General features: G+C 44.0%; 31 protein-coding genes. 27 read left to right on the top strand and 4 right to left on the bottom strand.

Features of this window, described 5'->3' with window-relative positions:
* Position 1: 1 nt before the first annotated feature.
* The 3 genes from OCU56_RS00950 to OCU56_RS00960 are packed head-to-tail and all read right to left on the bottom strand — an operon-like array spanning position 2 to position 3,368.
* Positions 2 to 991: a hydrolase gene (locus tag OCU56_RS00950; RefSeq protein ID WP_261873746.1), complete on the bottom strand. Its 990-nt coding sequence runs from the start codon at positions 989 to 991 to the stop codon at positions 2 to 4.
* Positions 988 to 1,452 (bottom strand): TIGR02444 family protein, encoded by a 465-nt coding sequence (locus tag OCU56_RS00955; RefSeq protein WP_261873747.1) that lies wholly within the window; start codon positions 1,450 to 1,452, stop codon positions 988 to 990. The genes OCU56_RS00950 and OCU56_RS00955 overlap by 4 nt, the downstream gene beginning before the upstream one ends.
* Positions 1,449 to 3,368: an ABC transporter ATP-binding protein gene (locus tag OCU56_RS00960; RefSeq protein WP_261873748.1), complete on the bottom strand. Its 1,920-nt coding sequence runs from the start codon at positions 3,366 to 3,368 to the stop codon at positions 1,449 to 1,451. The genes OCU56_RS00955 and OCU56_RS00960 overlap by 4 nt, the downstream gene beginning before the upstream one ends.
* A 119-nt stretch (positions 3,369 to 3,487) precedes the next feature.
* Here OCU56_RS00960 and kefG point away from each other — a divergent pair, with 119 nt between their 5' ends.
* The 4 genes from kefG (at position 3,488) to slyD (ending at position 6,707) form a co-directional block, all read left to right on the top strand.
* Positions 3,488 to 4,084, top strand: a complete 597-nt coding sequence (kefG, locus tag OCU56_RS00965) for a glutathione-regulated potassium-efflux system ancillary protein KefG (RefSeq protein ID WP_261873749.1) — start codon at positions 3,488 to 3,490, stop codon at positions 4,082 to 4,084.
* Complete coding sequence (gene kefB, locus OCU56_RS00970; RefSeq protein ID WP_261873750.1) at positions 4,071 to 5,882, top strand: glutathione-regulated potassium-efflux system protein KefB; 1,812 nt, start codon at positions 4,071 to 4,073, stop codon at positions 5,880 to 5,882. Before kefG ends, kefB begins: the two co-directional genes overlap by 14 nt.
* Positions 5,872 to 6,069 (top strand): YheV family putative zinc ribbon protein, encoded by a 198-nt coding sequence (locus OCU56_RS00975; protein ID WP_261873751.1) that lies wholly within the window; start codon positions 5,872 to 5,874, stop codon positions 6,067 to 6,069. Before kefB ends, OCU56_RS00975 begins: the two co-directional genes overlap by 11 nt.
* An 86-nt stretch (positions 6,070 to 6,155) precedes the next feature.
* Complete coding sequence (gene slyD, locus OCU56_RS00980; protein WP_261873752.1) at positions 6,156 to 6,707, top strand: peptidylprolyl isomerase; 552 nt, start codon at positions 6,156 to 6,158, stop codon at positions 6,705 to 6,707.
* Positions 6,708 to 6,845: 138 nt separating this feature from the next.
* Here the strand turns inward: slyD and OCU56_RS00985 are convergent, their stop codons facing one another.
* Positions 6,846 to 7,088, bottom strand: coding sequence for a SlyX family protein (locus OCU56_RS00985; protein ID WP_261873753.1), 243 nt, complete (start codon positions 7,086 to 7,088; stop codon positions 6,846 to 6,848).
* A gap of 401 nt (positions 7,089 to 7,489) precedes the next feature.
* On the opposite strand from OCU56_RS00985, the gene fkpA reads away from it, so the two are divergent.
* The 23 genes from fkpA (at position 7,490) to rplE (ending at position 21,726) form a co-directional block, all read left to right on the top strand.
* The gene (gene fkpA, locus OCU56_RS00990) at positions 7,490 to 8,305 is read left to right on the top strand and encodes an FKBP-type peptidyl-prolyl cis-trans isomerase (RefSeq protein ID WP_261873754.1); all 816 of its coding nucleotides are present in this window, start codon (positions 7,490 to 7,492) and stop codon (positions 8,303 to 8,305) included.
* A 161-nt stretch (positions 8,306 to 8,466) separates the two neighbouring features.
* Positions 8,467 to 9,192 (top strand): helix-turn-helix transcriptional regulator, encoded by a 726-nt coding sequence (locus tag OCU56_RS00995; RefSeq protein ID WP_261873755.1) that lies wholly within the window; start codon positions 8,467 to 8,469, stop codon positions 9,190 to 9,192.
* Positions 9,193 to 9,585, top strand: a complete 393-nt coding sequence (tusD, locus tag OCU56_RS01000; protein ID WP_261873756.1) for a sulfurtransferase complex subunit TusD — start codon at positions 9,193 to 9,195, stop codon at positions 9,583 to 9,585.
* Entirely contained in the window at positions 9,582 to 9,938 is a 357-nt protein-coding gene (gene tusC, locus OCU56_RS01005; RefSeq protein WP_261873757.1) for a sulfurtransferase complex subunit TusC, read from the top strand. The genes tusD and tusC overlap by 4 nt, the downstream gene beginning before the upstream one ends.
* Positions 9,939 to 9,940: 2 nt before the next feature.
* Positions 9,941 to 10,216: a sulfurtransferase complex subunit TusB gene (gene tusB, locus OCU56_RS01010; RefSeq protein WP_261873758.1), complete on the top strand. Its 276-nt coding sequence runs from the start codon at positions 9,941 to 9,943 to the stop codon at positions 10,214 to 10,216.
* 196 nt (positions 10,217 to 10,412) lie between these two features.
* Positions 10,413 to 10,787 (top strand): 30S ribosomal protein S12, encoded by a 375-nt coding sequence (rpsL, locus tag OCU56_RS01015; RefSeq protein WP_005417208.1) that lies wholly within the window; start codon positions 10,413 to 10,415, stop codon positions 10,785 to 10,787.
* Between the two features lie 115 nt (positions 10,788 to 10,902).
* A complete protein-coding gene (rpsG, locus tag OCU56_RS01020; RefSeq protein ID WP_017073678.1) occupies positions 10,903 to 11,373 on the top strand; it encodes a 30S ribosomal protein S7 in 471 nt (156 codons plus the stop codon).
* Between the two features lie 138 nt (positions 11,374 to 11,511).
* Positions 11,512 to 13,605 carry an elongation factor G gene (fusA, locus tag OCU56_RS01025; protein WP_261873759.1) on the top strand — a complete coding sequence of 698 codons (2,094 nt, stop codon included), beginning with the start codon at positions 11,512 to 11,514 and terminating at the stop codon, positions 13,603 to 13,605.
* Between the two features lie 147 nt (positions 13,606 to 13,752).
* Positions 13,753 to 14,937: an elongation factor Tu gene (tuf, locus tag OCU56_RS01030; RefSeq protein WP_261873467.1), complete on the top strand. Its 1,185-nt coding sequence runs from the start codon at positions 13,753 to 13,755 to the stop codon at positions 14,935 to 14,937.
* Between the two features lie 424 nt (positions 14,938 to 15,361).
* Complete coding sequence (gene rpsJ / locus OCU56_RS01035; protein ID WP_001181007.1) at positions 15,362 to 15,673, top strand: 30S ribosomal protein S10; 312 nt, start codon at positions 15,362 to 15,364, stop codon at positions 15,671 to 15,673.
* Between the two features lie 14 nt (positions 15,674 to 15,687).
* The gene (gene rplC / locus OCU56_RS01040) at positions 15,688 to 16,317 is read left to right on the top strand and encodes a 50S ribosomal protein L3 (protein ID WP_068696514.1); all 630 of its coding nucleotides are present in this window, start codon (positions 15,688 to 15,690) and stop codon (positions 16,315 to 16,317) included.
* 16 nt (positions 16,318 to 16,333) lie between these two features.
* Positions 16,334 to 16,936: a 50S ribosomal protein L4 gene (gene rplD / locus OCU56_RS01045; RefSeq protein ID WP_261873760.1), complete on the top strand. Its 603-nt coding sequence runs from the start codon at positions 16,334 to 16,336 to the stop codon at positions 16,934 to 16,936.
* Complete coding sequence (gene rplW, locus OCU56_RS01050; RefSeq protein ID WP_261873761.1) at positions 16,933 to 17,235, top strand: 50S ribosomal protein L23; 303 nt, start codon at positions 16,933 to 16,935, stop codon at positions 17,233 to 17,235. The genes rplD and rplW overlap by 4 nt, the downstream gene beginning before the upstream one ends.
* A 15-nt stretch (positions 17,236 to 17,250) precedes the next feature.
* Entirely contained in the window at positions 17,251 to 18,075 is an 825-nt protein-coding gene (gene rplB / locus OCU56_RS01055; protein ID WP_261873762.1) for a 50S ribosomal protein L2, read from the top strand.
* A 19-nt stretch (positions 18,076 to 18,094) separates the two neighbouring features.
* Positions 18,095 to 18,373: a 30S ribosomal protein S19 gene (rpsS, locus tag OCU56_RS01060; RefSeq protein ID WP_004736729.1), complete on the top strand. Its 279-nt coding sequence runs from the start codon at positions 18,095 to 18,097 to the stop codon at positions 18,371 to 18,373.
* 10 nt (positions 18,374 to 18,383) lie between these two features.
* Complete coding sequence (rplV, locus tag OCU56_RS01065; protein ID WP_261874744.1) at positions 18,384 to 18,716, top strand: 50S ribosomal protein L22; 333 nt, start codon at positions 18,384 to 18,386, stop codon at positions 18,714 to 18,716.
* A 16-nt stretch (positions 18,717 to 18,732) separates the two neighbouring features.
* Positions 18,733 to 19,431: a 30S ribosomal protein S3 gene (gene rpsC / locus OCU56_RS01070; protein WP_068696523.1), complete on the top strand. Its 699-nt coding sequence runs from the start codon at positions 18,733 to 18,735 to the stop codon at positions 19,429 to 19,431.
* An 11-nt stretch (positions 19,432 to 19,442) separates the two neighbouring features.
* Complete coding sequence (rplP, locus tag OCU56_RS01075) at positions 19,443 to 19,853, top strand: 50S ribosomal protein L16 (protein WP_017029096.1); 411 nt, start codon at positions 19,443 to 19,445, stop codon at positions 19,851 to 19,853.
* Complete coding sequence (gene rpmC / locus OCU56_RS01080; protein WP_017029095.1) at positions 19,853 to 20,044, top strand: 50S ribosomal protein L29; 192 nt, start codon at positions 19,853 to 19,855, stop codon at positions 20,042 to 20,044. The genes rplP and rpmC overlap by 1 nt, the downstream gene beginning before the upstream one ends.
* Positions 20,044 to 20,298 (top strand): 30S ribosomal protein S17, encoded by a 255-nt coding sequence (gene rpsQ, locus OCU56_RS01085; RefSeq protein ID WP_261873763.1) that lies wholly within the window; start codon positions 20,044 to 20,046, stop codon positions 20,296 to 20,298. The genes rpmC and rpsQ overlap by 1 nt, the downstream gene beginning before the upstream one ends.
* 164 nt (positions 20,299 to 20,462) lie before the next feature.
* Complete coding sequence (rplN, locus tag OCU56_RS01090; protein ID WP_261873764.1) at positions 20,463 to 20,834, top strand: 50S ribosomal protein L14; 372 nt, start codon at positions 20,463 to 20,465, stop codon at positions 20,832 to 20,834.
* Positions 20,835 to 20,845: 11 nt separating this feature from the next.
* On the top strand, positions 20,846 to 21,163 hold the full coding sequence (rplX, locus tag OCU56_RS01095) for a 50S ribosomal protein L24 (RefSeq protein WP_261873765.1): 318 nt from the start codon (positions 20,846 to 20,848) through the stop codon (positions 21,161 to 21,163).
* 23 nt (positions 21,164 to 21,186) lie between these two features.
* Positions 21,187 to 21,726, top strand: a complete 540-nt coding sequence (gene rplE, locus OCU56_RS01100) for a 50S ribosomal protein L5 (RefSeq protein ID WP_023402472.1) — start codon at positions 21,187 to 21,189, stop codon at positions 21,724 to 21,726.
* Positions 21,727 to 21,728: the final 2 nt, after the last annotated feature.

A 21,728-nucleotide genomic window follows, 5' to 3' on the forward strand; every position in this document is an offset into this window, starting at 1 on the left:
CTTACTCGGTAATAATGTGACGGGTAAATTTATCATAAAAGCTTGGCAACGCCATCTCCAACCAAAAATAAGGTTGAGTGAGTGCTCCTCCAATAAAACCAACATGTCCGCCGTTGCCGAGAAGCAGATACTTAATGTTTTTATTTAACTTGAAAGTCGGTATCACGGCATCGGTCATAAACGGGTCATCCTTGGCGTGGATGATGTGAGTTGGTATTCGAATATCATTCAACTTGGGTAACCCAGAACATTGCGTGTAATAATCAATCGCATCCGTATAGCCGTGTAATGGGGCGGTGATTGCGTCATCAAACTGGTGTAAGAAACGCATGTTTTGCACCGTATTGACGTCGATGCCTAGCGCATCTTGTAGCAAGTGGATTTTTTGTAATGCTGTGCGTTTGAGGGAGCTGAGTAGATACGTTTGATACAGCTTAGAGAAACCTTGCTCGATACGTTTGGAGCACACGGCTAAATCCAATGGAGCGCATACGATGGAGGCTTCATCCAATAAAGGTTGTTCGGCATAGCGCGCCAAATAGTTCACCAGCATATTTCCTCCAAGGGAAATGCCTGTAGCGACTTTTGGGTTGTTAGGGAAACGCCGTTGTATGAGTTCAAGAAAAAAACGTGCGTCTTCCGTTTCTCCAGAGTGGTAGGCGCGAGCTTGCCGATTGGGTTTACCGCTACATCCTCTAAAGTGCATCATTACTGCCAGCCACCCCTTTTGCGCAAAAGAGTGCATTAAGCCATGAGCATAGGGGCTGTTAAAGCTGCCTTCTAATCCGTGAAACAGGATAAAAATAGGTTTATTAGCAGCGGATTCATTTTGCCACTCTTCACTCCATGCGAGATCAAGAAAGTCGTTATCCGAAGTCGTGAGGGTTTCCCATACTGGAGTAAACAGAGGTTGCTTACGAATCAATCTTGGCATCAAGGTTTGCAAGTGTGGGTTACGTAATGACCAGTGTGGTGAAAAGCGTTGTATCATAGCGCCTGCTTATTAAATATGACGGCTAAATGTTCGGCCCCTAATTGCTGACAATAATCATCAGTGAGGTGAGGGGCTGGTACAGAGTTCAGCTTGCATTGTTGTAGGAATGCTACGATATCCGCTTGTTGCTGACGCTCTAGTTGCCGTTCAAATTGCAAAGATTCTCCATAAAGAGGTTCAGGGAGGTGTTGCTTCATTTTACGACGTAGTTTTCTGAAGTGGACCAGTGCAGTTTCCGTGTGGCCTAAGCTTTGTATCAGCAAAGGCCATTGTTGTGAAGAAAAAGCGAAACCATGCTCATCTAGCCACTTTAAGGCTAACAGAAGGTTAACGTTACCATGGAAGTGGTTCTGCAGGTTTAAACACGCCTCTTTTACCTCTGGTATAGAATAGTACTGCAAGCTAAATTGCCACAGGCTATCTATGGTAAGGTGATGTTGTGGCGTGTGGTGATTCATTCGTTATCGATATTTGCCTGCATTTCTTCTAGTGTCTCTTGCTCGGACATCCATTCCATTTCTACCTCTTCAAGCTCGGCTTTAGCGCTGCCTTGTTGGTTGAGTACTTGAGTCAGTTTAGCCTTATTCTCAGCTTGATACAGATCCATATCTCCTAACTGATCTTCACACTGCTGTAATAGGGTATTTAACTTATCCATTTTCTTTTCAAGTGCGGTAATGTTTTTGCGAATGGGAGCAGTAAGTTTACGAAACTCGGCGTCTTTTCTTTTTTGGTCTTTTTTTGCCGCTGCCGAGTGTACGGTGGATTTAACCACTTCTTTCGATTGTGCTTTCTTTTGTTCTTTTTGTTGTTCGGTTAGCCATTTGTAGTAGTCATTGAGATCCCCATCAAAAGGGTCTACGCGTTTGGCGTCTACTAGGTATAGATCATCGGTAGTGGCGCGCAGTAAGTACCTGTCGTGGCTAACGATAACCATAGCACCTTCAAAGGTTTGCAGTGCCATAGTTAACGCTTGACGCATATCGAGATCAAGGTGGTTAGTAGGCTCATCCAGTAGCAATAGGTTGGGTTTTTGCCAAACCAGTAGCGCTAGCACCAAGCGTGCTTTCTCACCACCAGAAAATGGCGCGACTTTATCGAGGGCTTTATCCCCTTTAAAGCCAAAACTGCCTAAGTAATCCCGTAACTGTTGCTCGGTGTGATTGGAGGCAATTTGCATTAAATGTTGCAGAGGTGTCTCTTGTGGATGCAGTGTTTCGAGTTGGTGTTGAGCAAAGTAGCCAATTTTTACCCCTTGTGAATAGGTGAACTCGCCACTTTTAGGGCTTAACTCACCAGAGAGTAATTTAATTAAGGTGGATTTACCGGCGCCGTTGCGGCCAAGTAAGCCAATGCGACTACCCGGAACGAGGTTTAAACGTATTTTTTCTAAAATAAGCGTGTCGTCATAACCGGCAGATACGTGATCCATCATAACGATAGGGTTGGGCAGATCAGCCGGTTCACGAAACTGGAAGCTAAATGGGTTATCAAACTGTGCAGGCAGCACTTGTTCCATTTTTTCCAACGCTTTAATACGGCTTTGAGCTTGACGGGCTTTGGACGCTTTATAGCGGAAGCGGTCGATATAGCTTTGCATATGCGTCATTTGCTTTTGTTGCTTTTGATACATAGCTTGTTGCAATAACAACTTTTGTGCGCGTTGGGTTTCAAAGGAAGAGTAGTTACCCGTGTACTCATGTAGCGCCTCATTTTCAACATGAATAATGCGCCCTACAACAGGGTCTAAAAAATCTCTATCATGAGAAATAAGCACCAAAGTGCCTCGATAACTTTGCAGCCAACGTTCTAGCCACATCACAGCATCAAGATCTAAGTGGTTGGTAGGTTCATCGAGCAACAATAAATCAGAGCGGCACAAGAGCGCTTGGGCTAGGTTAAGGCGCATGCGCCAACCACCAGAAAACTGCGTTAAGTTCCATTCCATTTGTGTTTGAGAAAAACCTAAACCATCCAGTAACTCAGCAGCGCGTGCTCGTATGGAGTAACCGCCAATGACTTCTATTTTTCCGTGCAGTTCGGCAACCTTGTTACCATCGTCGTCTTGCTCGGCTTGGACTAAATTAGCTTCGAGTTGACGGTATTCTCTATCACCATCAATGACATATTCGAGCGCGGTACGTTCAAGGGCAGGGGTTTCTTGCGCCACCCAGGCCAGTTCCCAATGTTTGGGAAGTTTGAAGTCGCCAGCATCAATACTCAATTCATCTTTCATTAAGGCAAATAGCGTAGATTTACCACAGCCATTTTTACCCACAAGGCCAACCTTGTCTCCGGGATGAATAGTGGCGGATGCATCTTGTAGAAGTGCCTTGCCACCGCGCATTAGTTGAATGTTTGAAATTGTAATCATGAGGATAATGAACGTTAATCGAATATGTTGCTTCGCATATTAGGTGGAATAGGGGTAAAAGTCGATCACTTGGCGTGATAGGATAAGGTTAACGTAACAGTGAAGGAATATGTCAAGGAATGACAAAACTGTCTGCTACCCCCTCAAATGCTCCCAAAGTACTGGTGATCTACGCTCATCCTGAGCCCGATAGCTCTGTTGCTAACCGGTGTATGATTGATGAAATAAAACACCTCGATAATGTCACAGTGCATGATCTTTATGCTGAATATCCTGATTTTTTTATTGATGTTGCCACGGAGCAGCAACGCCTGTTAGAGCATGATGTGATCGTATTCCAACACCCTATGTTTCTCTATTCCTGCCCTTCATTGTTGAAAGAGTGGATGGATCGCGTATTGGATAAAGGGTTTGCGTTTGGATCCCATTGTGCGCTCAGTGGTAAATCTTGGCGTAGCGTGATTACCACGGGAGGGCAGAAATCCGCATTCTCTCCACAAGGGTATAATAAGTACCCGTTAGAACAGATTTTACAGCCTTTCGAACTCACGGCAGCCCTTTGTAAAATGCACTGGTTTGAACCACTGATACTGTATTGGTCGCGCACGATTTCTGATGCAGAGCGCCAGCAACACGCCGCTGACTACCGGCAATGGTTATCAGCCCCTTTAGCGGATGAACATCAACTACAGGAGACGACTAATGGCCCTGACTAATGAGCTCATTGAAAGCAGTGTGTTGTTTCTTGGAGCGGCGGTTGTGGCGGTGCCTTTAGCTCAGCGCTTAGGGCTAGGGTCTGTATTGGGCTATTTACTAGCGGGCGTTGTGATAGGCCCTTGGGGACTCTCATTAATTAGTGACGTAGATGCGATACTGCATTTTTCTGAGCTTGGCGTCGTGCTGTTGCTTTTTTTAATTGGTTTAGAACTGAACCCGAAAAAACTTTGGGCAATGCGCATGCCCATCTTAGGTTTAGGCGGCGCTCAGGTGGTTATTTCTACATTATTTATTTCTATGCTTGCTTACCTATTAGGGCAAACATGGACGAGTAGTTTAGCTATCGGCATGGGGCTTGCTTTATCTTCTACAGCGATTGCCCTTAGAGTGATTGATGAGCAGGGGTTAGCCGGGTCGGAAACCGGGCAGTCAAGTTTTGCGGTATTACTGTTTCAAGATATTGCCGTTATTCCTATGTTGGCGTTATTGCCTTTACTTGCCGGAGAAGTGACCGGCAGTTGGCTGGACAGTGGTATGACGTTATTGGCGGTGCTGGCACTATTGGTAGCGGGGCACTTTCTATTACGCCCACTGTTTCGCTTTGTATTGTCTACGGGTACCCGTGAGCTATTCACCGCCGCCGCGTTATTGGTGGTGTTTGGTATTGCGGTGTGTATGCAACACTTAGGTTTATCTATGGCGTTAGGTACTTTCTTAGCGGGGGTGTTGCTAGCCGAGAGTGAATACCGCCATGAACTTGAAATTACAATTGAGCCTTTCAAAGGATTGTTACTTGGCTTATTTTTTATTTCAGTGGGTATGTCGGTGAATCTTGGGCTGTTGTTTGAAAGCCCATTATTGATTTTGGTTACAGTGGCAGGTTTAGTCACCAGTAAAGGGCTCATTTTATATGGATTAGCCCGTTTATTTGGTACTAAGTCAAAGTCACGCAGTCGTATGGCCGCTATTTTAAGCCAAGGGGGTGAATTTGCTTTTGTGATTTTTACTGCCGCTTTAGCTTTAGGGCTCTTATCTGCTTCGGTGACCAGTTTTCTATTAGTGGTGGTCAGTTTATCCATGGTGACTACGCCGTTAATTTTGAAAGTTCAATCTTGGGTTTATTCACGCAGCATCAATACGCAAGATGAGTCCCTTTCTCATGAGCAACTGCCCAATCGTAGCCCTCGAGTTATTGTGGCTGGCTTTGGACGATTTGGCCAAGTTATTGGCCGCTTGATGTATGCCAATAAAATTAAAATCACCATATTAGAGAGCGATGCCAGTCAGATTAAATTGCTGCGTAAATTTGGCTATAAAGTGTATTACGGAGATGTAACCAATTTGGAGTTATTGCGCTCAGCTGGGGCAGAGCAGGCCGAGGCCATTGTCTTGTGTACCGATTCTCCTGATGAAGTCATTCAGACCGTTGAGCTTTGCCAGCAACATTTTCCTCATTTGAAAGTATTAGCGCGGGCACGCAGTCGAGTGGAGGCTTATCAGTTGCTTAATCATGGTGTCAGCAACTATTCGAGAGAAACCTTTTTAGGGGCTCTGGATTTAGGGCGGCAATTGCTAGTGGCTTTGGGAATGCACCCTCACCAAGCCTCTCGTGCAGAAAAGCATTTTAGTAAATTAGATAACACCATGCTTAAAGAGTTACTTCCTCAGCATAGCGATGAAAGTGATTTAAGTTTACGTGCAAAAGAAGCGCGTAAAGAGCTCGAAGAAATTTTTGGACGAGAAATAGAAAATGAACGTCAGTCCAGTCACTATTGGAATAAAAAAGATGAAGACTAGAAAACGATTTATTGCAGGAGCCCAATGCCCAGAATGCAGTACAACGGACAGTTTACGCTGGTGGGAAGTGAATAATATAGAGTGGGTAGAATGTGTCAGCTGTGACTTTAAAGAGCAGCGAACGCCAGCGGTAAAGCCAGACCAATTACAAGAACAAGAAATGATTGGGATCTTTAAACCAGAATAGAATTAAGCGCTAGCCATTACACGGCTAAATCTGTATTATTGCGCCTCTTTTTTGAACAGTTGAATGACCAACTTTTTGGAGTGACTATGAAAATCGACAATAACTCAGTAGTAAGCCTAGCGTATCAAGTAAAGCTTGAAGAAGGCGTAGTTGTTGATCAAGCGGGTATTGATGCACCATTGGATTATCTACACGGACACAACAACCTAGTAGTTGGTTTAGAAAAAGCACTTTCTGGACGTAGTGTTGGTGACAAGTTTAGTGTCACTGTAGGCCCAGAAGAAGCCTACGGCGAACACAGTGATGCTATGGTTCAACGTGTTCCAGCAAATGTTTTCCAAGGCGTAGACCAAATTGAAGTTGGCATGCGTTTTCTTGCAGACACAGACCAAGGTCAAATCCCAGTAGAGATTACGGAAGTGGATGGCAAAGAAGTCGTGGTTGATGGCAACCATATGCTTGCAGGTCAAACGCTAACGTTTGATGTAGAAGTTGTCGCTATTCGTGAAGCTACTGAGTCTGAAATTGAACACGGTCATCTTCATCAAGCTGGTGGCCATGATCATGGCGACGACCATGAATGTTGTGGTGGTAAAGGTTCTTGTGGTAAAGGCGACGATTGCTGCTCTAACCACTAATTATTTAATGCACTGCGCCTTTATATAAAAGTCGCCGTTGCAATAAAAACAAAAAGGCCTGATTTCGTGACTATCGAAATCAGGCCTTTTTATATGTTTGCCTAGCAATTTATGCTAGCGACCTTGCCGTTATAGGTATTAATAGTGTGGAGGAGGCGTTTCTTCTGAGCTATCTGCTAGGTTAGAGGTGTCCATATTTTTTACTTTCCCCACCACAAACTTCATTTGTTGTTGCATTTTAGTGATCAGCAACTGTTGTTGGCTTAAGGCATCATTTAGCTCTTCAATAGTCTGTTCTTGAAATGCCGTTTTACATTCTAGATCATCAATCTTATTGTTGAGTTGCTGGATTAAAGTAGAAATCTCTGCTGAGTGTGACATTGATATGAGCCTATAAAGTCGGTAATGCTGCGCAGTTTACCTTAGTTTGTCAGTACCTTCACCTGTTAACCTAAGCCAGTAATAGCCCGTACTATAAAATGAAGACTCTTATGCTAAAGGGGGCATGATAGGGGGTAAAATTAAAAGGGGAAGTGCCGAGTTGTCCGTTATTTACCATAAAGGCATTCTTAAATTAGCGGAAATTTAGGGAACTAATTCTCAGAAATGGGTCTAAACGCTCATCGTGAATATTTTTACTTAGAAATGACAATTAATAGTTGTCTAGGCGTAATTATAATTCGTACACTGAGCGGTAATTTGTTAATTTTAAGAGATTAACCATAATAATTTGCACTTAATGTGCTTATAGCAAATGGCCAGGCCATGATTTGGAGAACTAAATGAAACCAATGCTAAAAATTTCTCTGCTTGCAGCAACTGTTGCACTAGCAGTAGGTTGTCAAAAAGAAGAAGCGCCAAAGACAGAAGCAGCCCCACAAACTGAAGCAGCCACTCCGGCAGCAGCAAATGCGATGCAGTTTAAATCTGATGATGAGAAAGCAGCATACGCCATCGGTGTTTCATTCGCTACTTACCTAAAATCAAGTGTAGAGAAGCCAAAAGAGTTTGGCATTGATCTTAAAGATGAGATGGTACTGAAAGGTATTACTGATGCATTTGCTGGTAAAGCAGGTCTTAAAGATGACGAAATTCGTCAAACACTGCAAAGCTTAGATGAGCGTGTAAGCAAGCAAATGGCGGCTAAAGCGGCTGAAAAAGCGGCAGCTACATTAAAAGCGGGTGAAGAGTTCCGTACTGAGTTTGCTAAACAAGACGGCGTAGTTAAAACGAAATCAGGCATTCTTTACAAAGTAGAAAAACAAGGTAATGGTGCCACTCCTAAAGCGACTGATGTCGTTAAAGTTGATTACGTTGGTACATTAACTGACGGAACTAAGTTCGATAGCTCTATCGACCGTGGTGAAGCAGCAACTTTCCCTCTAGATCGTGTTATTCCTGGTTGGACTGAAGGCGTTCAACTTATGAAAGTGGGTTCTAAGTATAAGTTTGTTATCCCACCAGAGTTGGCTTACGGTGATCAAGACTCACCAAAAATCCCTGCTAACTCAACGCTTGTTTTTGAAGTGACACTTCTCAACATTGAAGCGCCAGCAACACAAGCTGTGGAAAAAGCGCCACAACCAGTGAAAAAATAGTAAAATTACTAGCAGTAAAAACACATATGAAACCGGGGCTTGCCTCGGTTTTTTTTTATTTTGTTTATGACTTGGATCAGAATATAGAGGTGTTAGTTAAGCCATTGCTCTCTTTTTTAAAATAATCTGATAAACTTTAAGACAATATTTGAATAGCTAATATGGACGAGCTCGTGAATACAGAAACCATCAATACAGAATCATTGCTAGAGTTGGATTCAGTAGATGTGAAGCCTTTTACGGAGCACGATAAAATCATATTGTCTTCTTATGAAGCAGTGGTTGATGGTATCGCTAGTTTAATAGGGAAATTTTGCGAGATAGTTTTACATTCTTTAGAAGATCTAAACACTTCTGCAGTGCGTATTGCCAATGGTGAAAACACCGGTCGGCAGGTAGGCTCACCCATTACTGATCTTGCTCTGAAAATGCTAAAAGATATTGAAGGCTCTGAACGTAACTTCTCTCGTTCCTATTTCACCAGAGCTAAGGGCGGGGTATTGATGAAATCAATAACCGTTGCTATTCGTAATGGCGACAACCGTGTCATTGGTCTACTGTGTATCAACGTCAATTTAGACGCTCCATTCTCACAGGTATTGCATTCATTTATGCCAACAGAAGAAGCTCAATCGGCAGCGTCATCGGTTAATTTTGCTAGTGATGTTGAAGAACTTGTCGATCAAACGGTTGAGCGTACCATTGATGAAGTTAATGCCGATAAAATGGTATCGAATAATACTAAGAACCGTCAGATAGTCATGGAACTTTATGACAAAGGCATCTTTGATATTAAAGATGCCATTAATCGTGTCGCAGACCGTTTAAATATTTCTAAGCACACCGTGTATTTGTATATTCGTCAGCGTAAAACAGAGGACGAATAGTTGAGCTTGTCGTATACCTTAGTGGTAAACAGCTCGGTGTATGGTGAGCAATCCAGCTTAAACGCTTTTCAATTTGCCAAAGCACTTATTGTAAAAGGTCATTGCCTTGTTAGTGTGTTCTTTTATCAGCAAGGGGTGAGTAATGGTAACGGCTTAACTGTCCCTGCAAATGATGAGTTTGATTTGGTTTCGGCGTGGCAACAATTAGCCGCTGAACATGGCGTATTACTGCAAACGTGTGTCGCTGCCTCTTTACGGAGAGGCGTCGTGGGGCAGGAAGAAGCTAAGCTGCATCAATTGGCACAAACTAACTTAGCTGATGGTTTTGAGCAGTCAGGCTTAGGTAGCTTAGCTGAGGCTCTATTAACTCAAGATAGGGTAGTACAGTTTTGAAGAGTATTGCGTTTGTCTTTACCAGCACACCCCATGCAACTGCGCAAGGGCGTGAAGCATTAGATGCCGTCCTGGCCACTTCCGCATATAGCGAAAAACTGGCACTCTTTTTTATCGCAGATGGAGTAAGTCAGCTATTAAAGCAGCAACAACCTAATTCGATACTTAGCCGTGACTATATATCGGCGTTTCGTTTACTGGAACTGTATGAAGTAGAAGAGATATATGTGTGCAGTAGCAGTCTAGAAGAGTTAGGGTTTACGGTACAGGATTTACTATTAGACGTGACAATGCTGGCACCAAAACAAATAGCAAAAACAATGGCGTCATGTGACGTGGTTTTAAGGTTCTAATTATGTTGCATATAGTGACGCGCTTGAATGCGTTGGATGATTTGGCTCGCTATTTATTTGATACAGATAACGTTTTGCTGACAGAAGAGGCGGTGTATGCTGTCAATCCTCAGCATAAAAAACATGCATTATTACCTGTTACTGTCACCGTTAGCGCTTTGTTGCCTGATCTTCAGGCCAGAGGGGTAGAATCGGTTTGTGCCCCTCATATTACCTTGGTCGATTTTGCCGGCTTTGTGGATCTCACGGCAGAATCTGACAAGTCCATGACTTGGTAAAATAGAAGCATTATAGATAAAGTTATCTCTTGCAGGTTGTACATTCTAGCAAGGAACTCGCCTGTAGTTAAAAAAGATCTGTATATTTCTTGACACCCCACCCGTCCCCGAATAGAATTTCGCGTCCCTAATTGCACTAGTGTGATAGGGCTTAGATTTTTCACAAAGCTTATTTTCAGTAATCAGGAGCTAGTTAATGGCAACTATTAACCAGTTGGTACGTAAACCACGTGCAAAGCAAGTTGTTAAAAGCAACGTGCCTGCACTAGAAGCGTGCCCACAAAAACGTGGTGTATGTACTCGTGTTTACACTACTACACCTAAAAAACCTAACTCAGCACTTCGTAAGGTTTGCCGTGTTCGTCTAACGAACGGCTTTGAAGTGACTTCGTACATCGGCGGTGAAGGTCACAACCTTCAAGAGCACAGTGTTGTTCTTATCCGTGGCGGTCGTGTTAAAGACCTTCCTGGTGTACGTTACCACACTGTACGTGGCGCACTTGACTGTGCTGGCGTAAATGACCGTAAGAAAGGTCGTTCTAAATACGGTGTGAAACGTCCTAAGTCTTAATTTCCTTTCTTTTAGAGAAAGGCGTTAAGTAAGGCCAAACACTCAATTTCATATTTTTAATTTTGAAGAAACTGAAAAGTTTTGGATAACCTGAAGAAGACAATGGAGAATTCCTATGCCACGTCGTCGCGTTATTGGTCAGCGTAAGATCCTTCCAGATCCTAAGTTCAAATCTGAACTGCTGGCAAAATTCGTTAACATCCTTATGGTTGACGGAAAAAAATCTACTGCAGAAAAAATTGTTTACACTGCACTAGAAACTATGGCTGAGAAGTCTGGTAAAGACCACTTAGCTGTATTTGAAGAAGCTCTTGAAAATGTTCGCCCAGCGGTAGAAGTTAAATCTCGCCGTGTAGGTGGTTCAACTTACCAAGTACCTGTAGAAGTACGTCCGGTTCGCCGTAACGCACTTGCTATGCGTTGGGTAGTTGAAGCTGCGCGCAAGCGTGGTGAAAAATCTATGGCTCAACGCCTAGCTGCTGAAATGCTAGACGCGTCTGAGAACAAAGGTACTGCGGTTAAGAAACGTGAAGACGTTCACCGCATGGCTGACGCTAACAAAGCGTTCGCACACTACCGCTGGTAATCCCTCGGTAATACCTTTAGTGCAGCGAGCCTTGCTCGCTGCATTTCTCTATTTTTCAGAAAGGAAAAATAGGGTCTATTCATATTTTAAAAGCCCATTTTTTTAAATATTAATAGTCCCTAATAAGAGGATAGAATCGTGGCTCGTAAAACTCCTATTGAGCGCTACCGTAATATCGGTATCGTAGCTCACGTAGATGCAGGTAAAACAACCACAAGTGAGCGTATTCTATTCTATACCGGTCTCTCTCATAAAATTGGTGAAGTTCATGATGGCGCAGCTATCATGGATTGGATGGAACAAGAGCAAGAACGTGGTATTACTATCACCTCTGCTGCTACCACCACCTTTTGGCGCGGTATGGAAGCTCAATTCCAAGATCATCGCATCAACATCATTGACACCCCTGGACACGTTGACTTTACTATCGAAGTAGAGCGTTCATTACGTGTACTTGATGGTGCCGTAGTCGTCTTCTGTGGCGCGTCGGGTGTTGAGCCACAATCTGAAACCGTTTGGCGTCAAGCTGATAAATACGGTGTTCCTCGTTTAGTGTTCGTTAATAAAATGGACCGTACGGGAGCGGATTTTCTGCGTGTAGTAAACCAAATAGAAGAGCGTTTAGGCGCGACACCAGTACCAATTCAATTAAACATTGGTGCTGAAGATGAGTTTGCTGGCGTAATTGATCTTATCAAGATGAAACGCATTAGTTGGAATGAAGCGGATCAAGGCATGTCTTTCAGCTATGAAGATGTTCCTGCAGATATGCTTGAAAGTGCAGAAGAGTGGCGCATTAACTTAGTGGAAGCGGCAGCTGAAGCAAACGAAGAGTTAATGGACAAGTATCTTGAAGAGGGTGAGTTAAGCGAAGCGGAAATCAAACAAGGTTTACGTATCCGCACCCTGAACAATGAAATTGTATTAGCGACTTGTGGTTCAGCCTTTAAAAATAAAGGTGTTCAAGCGGTACTTGATGCTGTTGTTGATTTCTTACCTTCACCGATTGATGTTCCATCAATCAAAGGTGTCGATGAGAATGAAAACGAAGTAGAGCGTCATGCCGATGACAAAGAACCGTTTGCGGCATTAGCCTTTAAGATTGCTACGGACCCGTTTGTGGGTACGTTAAGCTTCATTCGAGTGTATTCTGGTGTTGTAAAAACAGCCGAGACAGTTTACAACTCAGTAAAAGAAAAAAGAGAACGCTTGGGTCGTATTGTACAAATGCATTCGAACAAGCGTGAAGAAGTAAAAGAAGTTCATGCGGGTGATATTGCTGCGGTTATCGGTCTTAAAGACGTGACTACAGGTGATACTCTTTGTGATCAGAATCATAAAGTGATTCTGGAACGCATGGAATTCCCAGATCCTGTTATCCAAATTGTGGTAGAACCACGCTCTCAAGCAGACCAAGATAAAATGGCCATTGCTTTAGATAAATTGGCAGCAGAAGATCCTTCTTTCCGCGTGGAAATGGATGACGAAACGGGACAGACTCTGATCTCGGGTATGGGTGAGCTTCACCTTGATATCATCGTTGACCGAATGAAGCGTGAATTTAACGTTGGTTGTAACGTAGGTAACCCACAAGTGGCTTATCGCGAAGCGATTCGTGGTACAACTAAAGTTGAAGGTAAATTTATTCGTCAAGGCGAACGCAACCAATATGGTCACGTTTGGCTTAAACTTGAGCCATCAGAGCCTGGCGAAGGTTTTGTTTTTGAGAACGAAATTGTGGATGGTGCTGTTCCTAGTGAATACATCAGTTCGGTATCGAAAGGTATCGAAGAGCAAATGATCAATGGTGTGCTTGCTGGCTATCCTATGCAGGATGTCAAAGCAACTTTGGTTGATGGTTCTTACCATGATGTCGACTCAAGTGAGATAGCGTTTAGAATCGCTGCCTCAATGGCGTTCAGGGAAGGTGCACTTGATGCTCAACCAGTACTCCTTGAACCAATGATGAAAGTTGAAGTAACCACTCCAGAAGATTGGATGGGTAGTGTAGTAGGGGACTTAAACCGTCGCCGAGGCATTATTGAAGGCATGGAAGACGGTACGGCTGGATTGAAAGTAATTCGTGCACAAGTACCACTATCTGTCATGTTTGGCTACTCAACAGACTTGCGTTCAGCGACACAAGGCCGTGCTTCTTACTCTATGGAGTTTAGTGAGTACGCTGAAGTGCCGAAGAATGTGGCTGATGCTATTATTGCCGAGCGCGGTTAATAATTTGGCGCAATTAGAACTGATGAAATTTTCAGATCAGTGCGCCTAAATATTGCGCTAAAGGCGTTTGATGCTTAAAATAGCAAATTCTGGCGCGCCTCGACTATTTTCAGTCGTGGCGAATCATAACTAGGAAGGAACACGATCGTGTCTAAAGAAAAATTTGAACGTACGAAACCGCACGTTAACGTTGGTACTATCGGCCACGTTGACCATGGTAAAACAACTCTAACTGCTGCTATCTGTACTACTTTGTCAAAAGTATACGGTGGTGAAGCTAAAGATTTCGCATCTATCGATAACGCTCCTGAAGAGCGTGAGCGCGGTATCACAATCGCTACTTCTCACGTAGAGTACGATACTCCTGAACGTCACTACGCACACGTAGACTGTCCTGGACACGCCGATTATGTTAAAAACATGATCACTGGTGCTGCTCAAATGGACGGCGGTATCCTAGTTGTTGCTGCGACAGATGGCCCTATGCCTCAAACTCGTGAGCACATCCTACTTGGTCGTCAGGTTGGTATCCCATTCATCATCGTATTCATGAACAAATGTGACATGGTTGATGACGAAGAACTACTTGAACTAGTAGAAATGGAAGTTCGTGAACTTCTTTCTGAATACGACTACCCAGGTGATGATCTACCTGTAATTCAAGGTTCTGCACTTGGCGCTCTAAACGGCGAAAAAGAGTGGGAAGACAAGATTGTTGAGCTTGCAGAAGCACTAGATTCTTACATTCCACTTCCAGAGCGTGCTGTTGATCAACCGTTCCTACTTCCTATTGAAGATGTATTCTCAATTCAAGGTCGTGGTACAGTTGTTACTGGTCGTATCGAACGCGGTATCCTACGTGTAGGTGACGAAGTAGAAATCGTTGGTATCAAAGAAACAACTCTTACTACTTGTACTGGTGTTGAAATGTTCCGCAAACTGCTTGACGAAGGTCGTGCAGGTGAGAACGTTGGTGCACTTCTACGTGGTACTAAGCGTGATGACGTTGAACGTGGCCAAGTACTTGCTGCTAAAGGTTCAATCAACCCACACACTAAATTTGAGTCAGAAGTGTACGTTCTTTCAAAAGACGAAGGCGGCCGTCACACTCCTTTCTTCAAAGGTTACCGTCCACAGTTCTACTTCCGTACAACTGACGTAACAGGCGACATCACTCTACCTGAAGGTGTTGAGATGGTAATGCCAGGTGACAACGTTCAAATGACTGTTGAGCTAATCGCTCCAATCGCAATGGACGAAGGTCTACGCTTCGCAATCCGTGAAGGTGGCCGTACTGTTGGTGCTGGTGTTGTTGCTAAGATCTTTGACTAATATTTAGTTAAAATCTGCACACTTCTTCTTTATGAAGAACACGCATTATAAAAGGGAAGCTTCGGCTTCCCTTTTTATTTGTCTATTGGCATAACCCCATCTTTACTTCTTTTCGATTATTTTTCACTCACCTATTGCATCCCGTCTTAGCTTCTGTATAATCCTTCCCACTGACTTAAGTCGGTTGTGAACCAATGAGCACTGAGGGGCTAGGTTATCCTAGGTAACGTATACTCAGCTTATGTTCGCGGTTAATACAATTAATAAAATAGCGTTATGCTACAAGTTAATCGAAAATTAACTGACAATGCTTCCTGATTTTGGAGGCTACGGTTTCACATAAATCAATCGGCATTCCCTTATCTTTTTAAGTGAGAGTGGCGATATTGTTTGTGTATTTAATTATTAATTGGAGCTCTGTCTCATGCAGAACCAACGTATTCGTATCCGCCTTAAAGCTTTCGATTATAAACTAATCGATGCTTCAACTGCGGAAATCGTTGAAACAGCAAAACGTACCGGCGCACAGGTTCGTGGTCCTATTCCACTACCTACTCGTAAAGAACGTTTCACTGTTCTTATCTCTCCACACGTTAACAAAGACGCACGTGATCAGTACGAAATTCGTACTCACAAGCGTTTGATCGACATCGTTGAACCAACTGACAAGACTGTAGATGCACTTATGCGTCTAGACCTTGCAGCTGGTGTTGATGTTCAAATCAGCCTAGGTTAAGGGAGATTAGAATAATGATTGGTCTAGTCGGACGTAAAGTGGGTATGACCCGCGTATTTACCGAAGAAGGCGTTTCTATTCCAGTAACAGTTGTGGAAGTAGAATCTAACCGTGTTTCTCAAGTGCGTACACTTGAAGTTGATGGTTACTCTGCAATCCAAATTACTGCTGGTTCTAAGAAAGCTAACCGTGTAAGCAAGCCAGAAGCTGGTCACTTTGCGAAAGCAGGTGTTGAAGCGGGCCGCGGTCTTTGGGAATTCCGTTTAGAAAACGGTGAAGAGTTTGAAGTTGGCGCTGAGCTAAACGTAGAACTTTTCAATGAAGTAAAAAAAGTAGACGTTACTGGTACATCTAAAGGTAAAGGCTTCCAAGGCGCTATCAAGCGTTGGAACTTCTCTACTCAAGATATGACTCACGGTAACTCCTTGTCTCACCGCGCACCAGGTTCAATTGGCCAATGTCAAACTCCAGGTCGCGTATTTAAAGGCAAGAAAATGGCTGGTCACATGGGTGCTGAGCGTGTAACGACTCAAAACCTAGAGATCGTACGTGTTGACGCTGAGCGCAATCTGCTTCTTATTAAAGGTGCAGTACCAGGCTCAATCGGCGGCAACGTTATCGTAAAACCAGCTGTTAAAGCATAACGTCTAGGAGTAAGTAATGGAATTGATAGTTAAAGGTGCTGATGCACTAACTGTTTCCGAGACTACTTTCGGACGTGACTTCAACGAAGCTCTTGTACACCAAGTAGTTGTTGCTTATGCAGCAGGTGCTCGTCAAGGTACTCGTGCTCAAAAGACTCGTTCTGAAGTATCTGGCGGTGGCGCTAAGCCATGGCGTCAAAAAGGTACTGGCCGTGCTCGTGCTGGTACAATTCGTAGCCCAATCTGGCGTACAGGTGGTGTTACTTTTGCTGCGAAACCACAAGATCACAGCCAAAAAGTAAACAAAAAAATGTACCGCGGTGCTATGAAAAGCATTCTTTCTGAGTTGATTCGTCAAGAACGCCTAGTCGTTGTTGATAACTTCTCAGTAGAAGCACCAAAAACTAAAGAGCTAGTAGCTAAGCTTAAAGATCTTGAGCTTAACGATGTTCTGATTGTGACTAGTGAAGTAGATGAGAATCTATTCTTAGCTGCTCGTAACCTTTATAAAGTTGATGCACGTGACGTTGCTGGTATTGACCCAGTAAGTCTAATCGCGTTCGACAAGGTTCTAATTACTGCTGATGCAGTGAAGCAAGTTGAGGAGATGCTGGCATGATCACTGAAGAGCGTCTACTAAAAGTTCTACGTGCTCCACATATCTCTGAAAAAGCAACTATGGCTGCTGAGAAAGCGAACACTATCGTTTTCAAAGTATCTAAAGATGCTACTAAGAAAGAGATCAAAGCAGCTGTAGAAAAGCTATTTGAAGTTGAAGTTAAGTCTGTAAATACTCTTGTTCTTAAGGGTAAGACCAAACGTCAAGGTATGCGTGAAGGCCGTCGTTCAGACGTGAAAAAAGCTTACGTTACCTTGAAAGAAGGTCAAGATCTTGACTTCGTTGGCGGTGCGGAATAACAGGAGTAGTTAAGAATGGCTATTGTTAAATGTAAGCCGACTTCCCCTGGTCGTCGTCACGTAGTTAAAGTTGTTAACGCTGACCTCCACAAGGGTAAGCCATACGCAGCACTTCTAGAGAAAAACTCTAAGAATGGTGGTCGTAACAACAACGGTCGTATCACAGTACGTCACATCGGTGGTGGTCATAAACACCATTACCGTCTAGTTGACTTTAAACGTACTAAAGATGGCATCCCAGCGAAAGTTGAGCGCCTAGAATACGATCCAAACCGTAGCGCAAACATTGCTCTAGTTCTGTACGCAGACGGTGAGCGCCGCTACATCATCGCACCAAAAGGCATTTCAGCTGGAGATTCAATCCAGTCTGGTGTTGATGCGCCAATCAAAGCAGGTAACACTCTGCCGATGCGCAACATCCCAGTAGGTTCAACAGTACACTGTGTTGAACTTAAGCCTGGTAAAGGTGCACAAATTGCTCGTTCTGCAGGTGCATACGCACAAATCATCGCTCGCGATGGTGCATATGTAACTCTACGCCTACGTTCTGGTGAGATGCGCAAAGTACTTTCTGAAGGTCGTGCTACGATCGGTGAAGTTGGTAACTCTGAGCACATGCTACGTGAACTAGGTAAAGCTGGTGCTTCACGCTGGCGCGGCGTACGTCCAACCGTACGTGGTGTAGTAATGAACCCGGTAGATCACCCACACGGTGGTGGTGAAGGTCGTACTTCTGGTGGTCGTCACCCAGTATCACCTTGGGGTCAGCCTACTAAAGGCTTTAAGACTCGTAAGAACAAGCGCACTGACAAGTACATCGTACGTCGTCGTAACAAGTAATCTATAAAGAGGAATCGCCATGCCACGTTCTCTCAAGAAAGGTCCTTTTATTGACCTGCACTTGCTGAAGAAGGTAGAGAAAGCGGTGGAAAGCGGAGACAAAAAGCCTATTAAGACTTGGTCCCGTCGTTCAATGATCATCCCAACAATGATTGGTTTGACCATCGCTGTCCATAATGGTCGTCAGCACGTACCAGTTTTCGTTACCGAAGAAATGATCGGTCACAAACTGGGCGAATTTGCGCCAACTCGTACTTATCGCGGCCATGCTGCAGATAAGAAAGCTAAGAAGAAGTAAGGAGTAGATGATGGAAGCTTTAGCTAAACATAACTTTGCTCGTATTTCTCCACAGAAAGCTCGCCTTGTTGCGGACCAAATCCGTGGCAAGAATGTTGATCAAGCACTAGAAATCCTAACTTTCAGCAACAAAAAAGCTGCTGTACTAGTTAAGAAAGTTCTTGAATCAGCAATCGCGAACGCTGAGCATAACGAAGGTGCAGATATCGACGATCTAAATGTCGCTAAAATCTTCGTAGATGAAGGTCCTATCATGAAGCGTATTATGCCTCGTGCTAAAGGCCGTGCCGACCGTATCTTGAAGCGTTCTTGCCACATCACAGTTGTTGTTGCAGACGCTTAAGACTAGGAGATAAGCAATGGGTCAGAAAGTACATCCTAATGGTATTCGTCTTGGCATCGTCAAGCCTTGGAATGCTACATGGTTTGCTAATACCAAAGATTTCGCTGACAACCTAGACGGCGACTTCAAGGTACGTCAGTTCCTCACTAAGGAACTTTCAAAAGCGTCTCTTTCACGTATCGTTATCGAACGTCCAGCTAAGAGCATTCGTGTGACTATTCACACTGCTCGTCCTGGCGTTGTTATCGGTAAGAAAGGTGAAGACGTTGAGAAGCTACGCGCAGCTGTAGCTAAAATCGCAGGTGTTCCAGCGCAAATTAACATCGCTGAGGTTCGTAAACCTGAGCTAGATGGTCAATTAGTTGCTGATAGCATCGCGTCTCAGCTAGAGCGTCGTGTTATGTTCCGTCGTGCTATGAAGCGCGCGGTTCAAAACGCAATGCGTCTTGGCGCTAAAGGTATCAAAGTAGAAGTAAGCGGCCGTCTTGGCGGTGCTGAAATCGCGCGTACTGAATGGTACCGTGAAGGCCGTGTGCCACTACATACTCTTCGTGCTGACATCGATTACGCAACTTCTTCGGCTCACACCCAATACGGTGTGATCGGCATTAAAGTTTGGATCTTCAAAGGAGAAATCCTTGGTGGAATGCCAGCAGCTAATGCAGTAGAGCCTAAGGCTGACAAGCCTAAGAAGCAGCGCAAAAGCCGTAAGTAAGGAGACGACAGATGCTACAACCTAAACGTACTAAGTTCCGTAAGGTTCAGACTGGTCGTAACCGTGGCCTAGCTAAAGGTACTGAAGTAAGCTTCGGCGAATTCGGTCTTAAAGCTGTTGGTCGTGGACGTATTACTGCTCGTCAAATCGAAGCGGCACGTCGTGCTATGACGCGTCACGTAAAACGTCAAGGTCAAATTTGGATTCGTATCTTCCCAGACAAACCAATTACTGAAAAACCTCTTGAAGTTCGTCAAGGTAAAGGTAAAGGTAACGTTGAGTACTGGGTTGCTCAAATCCAACCTGGCAAGGTTATGTACGAAATGAATGGCGTACCTGAAGAGTTGGCACGTGAAGCGTTCCGCCTAGCGGCACGTAAACTGCCTATCAAAACAACATTTGTAACTAAGCAGGTGATGTAATGAAAGCACAAGAGCTACGTGAAAAAAGCGTTGAAGAATTAAACGCTGAGCTATTGAATCTGCTACGTGAACAGTTTAACTTGCGCATGCAAGCTGCGACTGGTCAACTACAGCAGACACATACTCTTAAAGCTGTACGTCGTGATATCGCACGTGTTAAAACCGTATTGACTGAGAAGGCAGACGCATAATGAGCGACAAATCCCGTACTTCACTTGGTCGTGTTGTTAGTGACAAAGGCGATAAGTCTATTGTTGTTGCTATCGAGCGCATGGTTAAACACCCAATTTACGGCAAGTTCGTAAAGCGCACGACTAAGATCCACGCACATGATGAAAACAACGAATCTCGCCTAGGCGATACAGTTGAAATTCAAGAGTGTCGTCCATTGTCTAAGACTAAATCTTGGACTTTGGTAAAAGTTGTAACAAAAGCGAAGATTTAATTATCTTTAATTTTTAACAACTTAAAGCGGCTTCCGAATTTTTTTGGGAGCCGCTTATTTTTTGTCTACCCAATTGGGACAAAGGGTGTTACAATTCGCGTCCCTTTAAAGAGGCAGCCCGACCCGAGAGGGTCTAGTTTTTAATATTTAGCGGAGCACTAACAATGATCCAAATGCAAAGTACACTTGACGCTGCAGATAACTCTGGCGCGCGCAAGGTAATGTGTATTAAGGTTCTGGGTGGCTCACACCGTCGTTATGCACATATCGGTGACATCATTAAAGTTACAGTGAAGGAAGCAATTCCTCGCGGTAAAGTTAAAAAAGGTGATGTACTGAAGGCGGTTGTTGTGCGCACTCGTAAAGGCGTACGTCGTCCAGACGGTTCTGTCATTCGCTTCGACCGTAATGCTTGTGTATTCTTGAACGACACTACTGAGCAACCAGTCGGCACTCGTATCTTTGGCCCAGTGACTCGTGAACTTCGTAATGCGAAATTCATGAAAATTGTCTCACTGGCTCCAGAAGTACTATAAGGAGCAGTAAAATGGCAGCTAAAATCCGTCGTGATGACGAAGTAATCGTTCTTGCTGGTAAAGATAAAGGCAAGAAAGGTAAAGTAACTAAGGTACTTGCTACCGGTAAAGTTATCGTTGAAGGTATCAACCTTGTTAAAAAACATCAGAAGCCTGTACCGGCTATGAATGTTCAAGGTGGTATCGTAGAGCAAGAAGCAGCAATTGATGCTTCAAACATTGCAGTCTACAACGCAGCTACTGGCAAAGCAGACCGTATCGGTTTCCGTTTCGAAGATGGTAAGAAGGTTCGCTTCTTTAAATCTAACGGCGAAACCGTTTCTAACTAAAACAGAGTAATTTGGAGTGAACTATGGCGAAACTGCATGATTACTACAAGTCGTCTGTAGTTGCTGAACTTACCAAAGAGTTCAGCTACACAAGCGTCATGCAAGTCCCTAGAATCGATAAGATCACCCTTAATATGGGTGTGGGTGAAGCAATCAATGACAAAAAGCTTCTAGAAAACGCAGCTTCTGATATGGCAACGATCTCTGGTCAAAAGCCACTTATCACTAAAGCACGTAAATCTGTTGCTGGATTTAAAATCCGTGAAGGCTACCCAATCGGTTGTAAAGTAACCTTGCGTGGCGAACGTATGTGGGATTTCTTAGAGCGTTTGATTAACATCGCTCTACCACGTGTACGTGACTTCCGTGGTGTTAGCGCTAAGTCTTTTGACGGACGCGGTAACTACAGCATGGGCGTTCGCGAGCAAATCATCTTCCCGGAAATCGACTTTGATAAAGTTGATCGCGTTCGTGGTCTTGATATTACTATCACGACTTCTGCGAGCACCGATGAGGAAGGCCGAGCTTTGCTGGCTGCCTTTAACTTCCCATTCCGTAAGTAAGG

The sequence above is a fragment of the Vibrio rarus genome (assembly GCF_024347075.1).
Lineage (GTDB): Bacteria > Pseudomonadota > Gammaproteobacteria > Enterobacterales > Vibrionaceae > Vibrio > Vibrio rarus.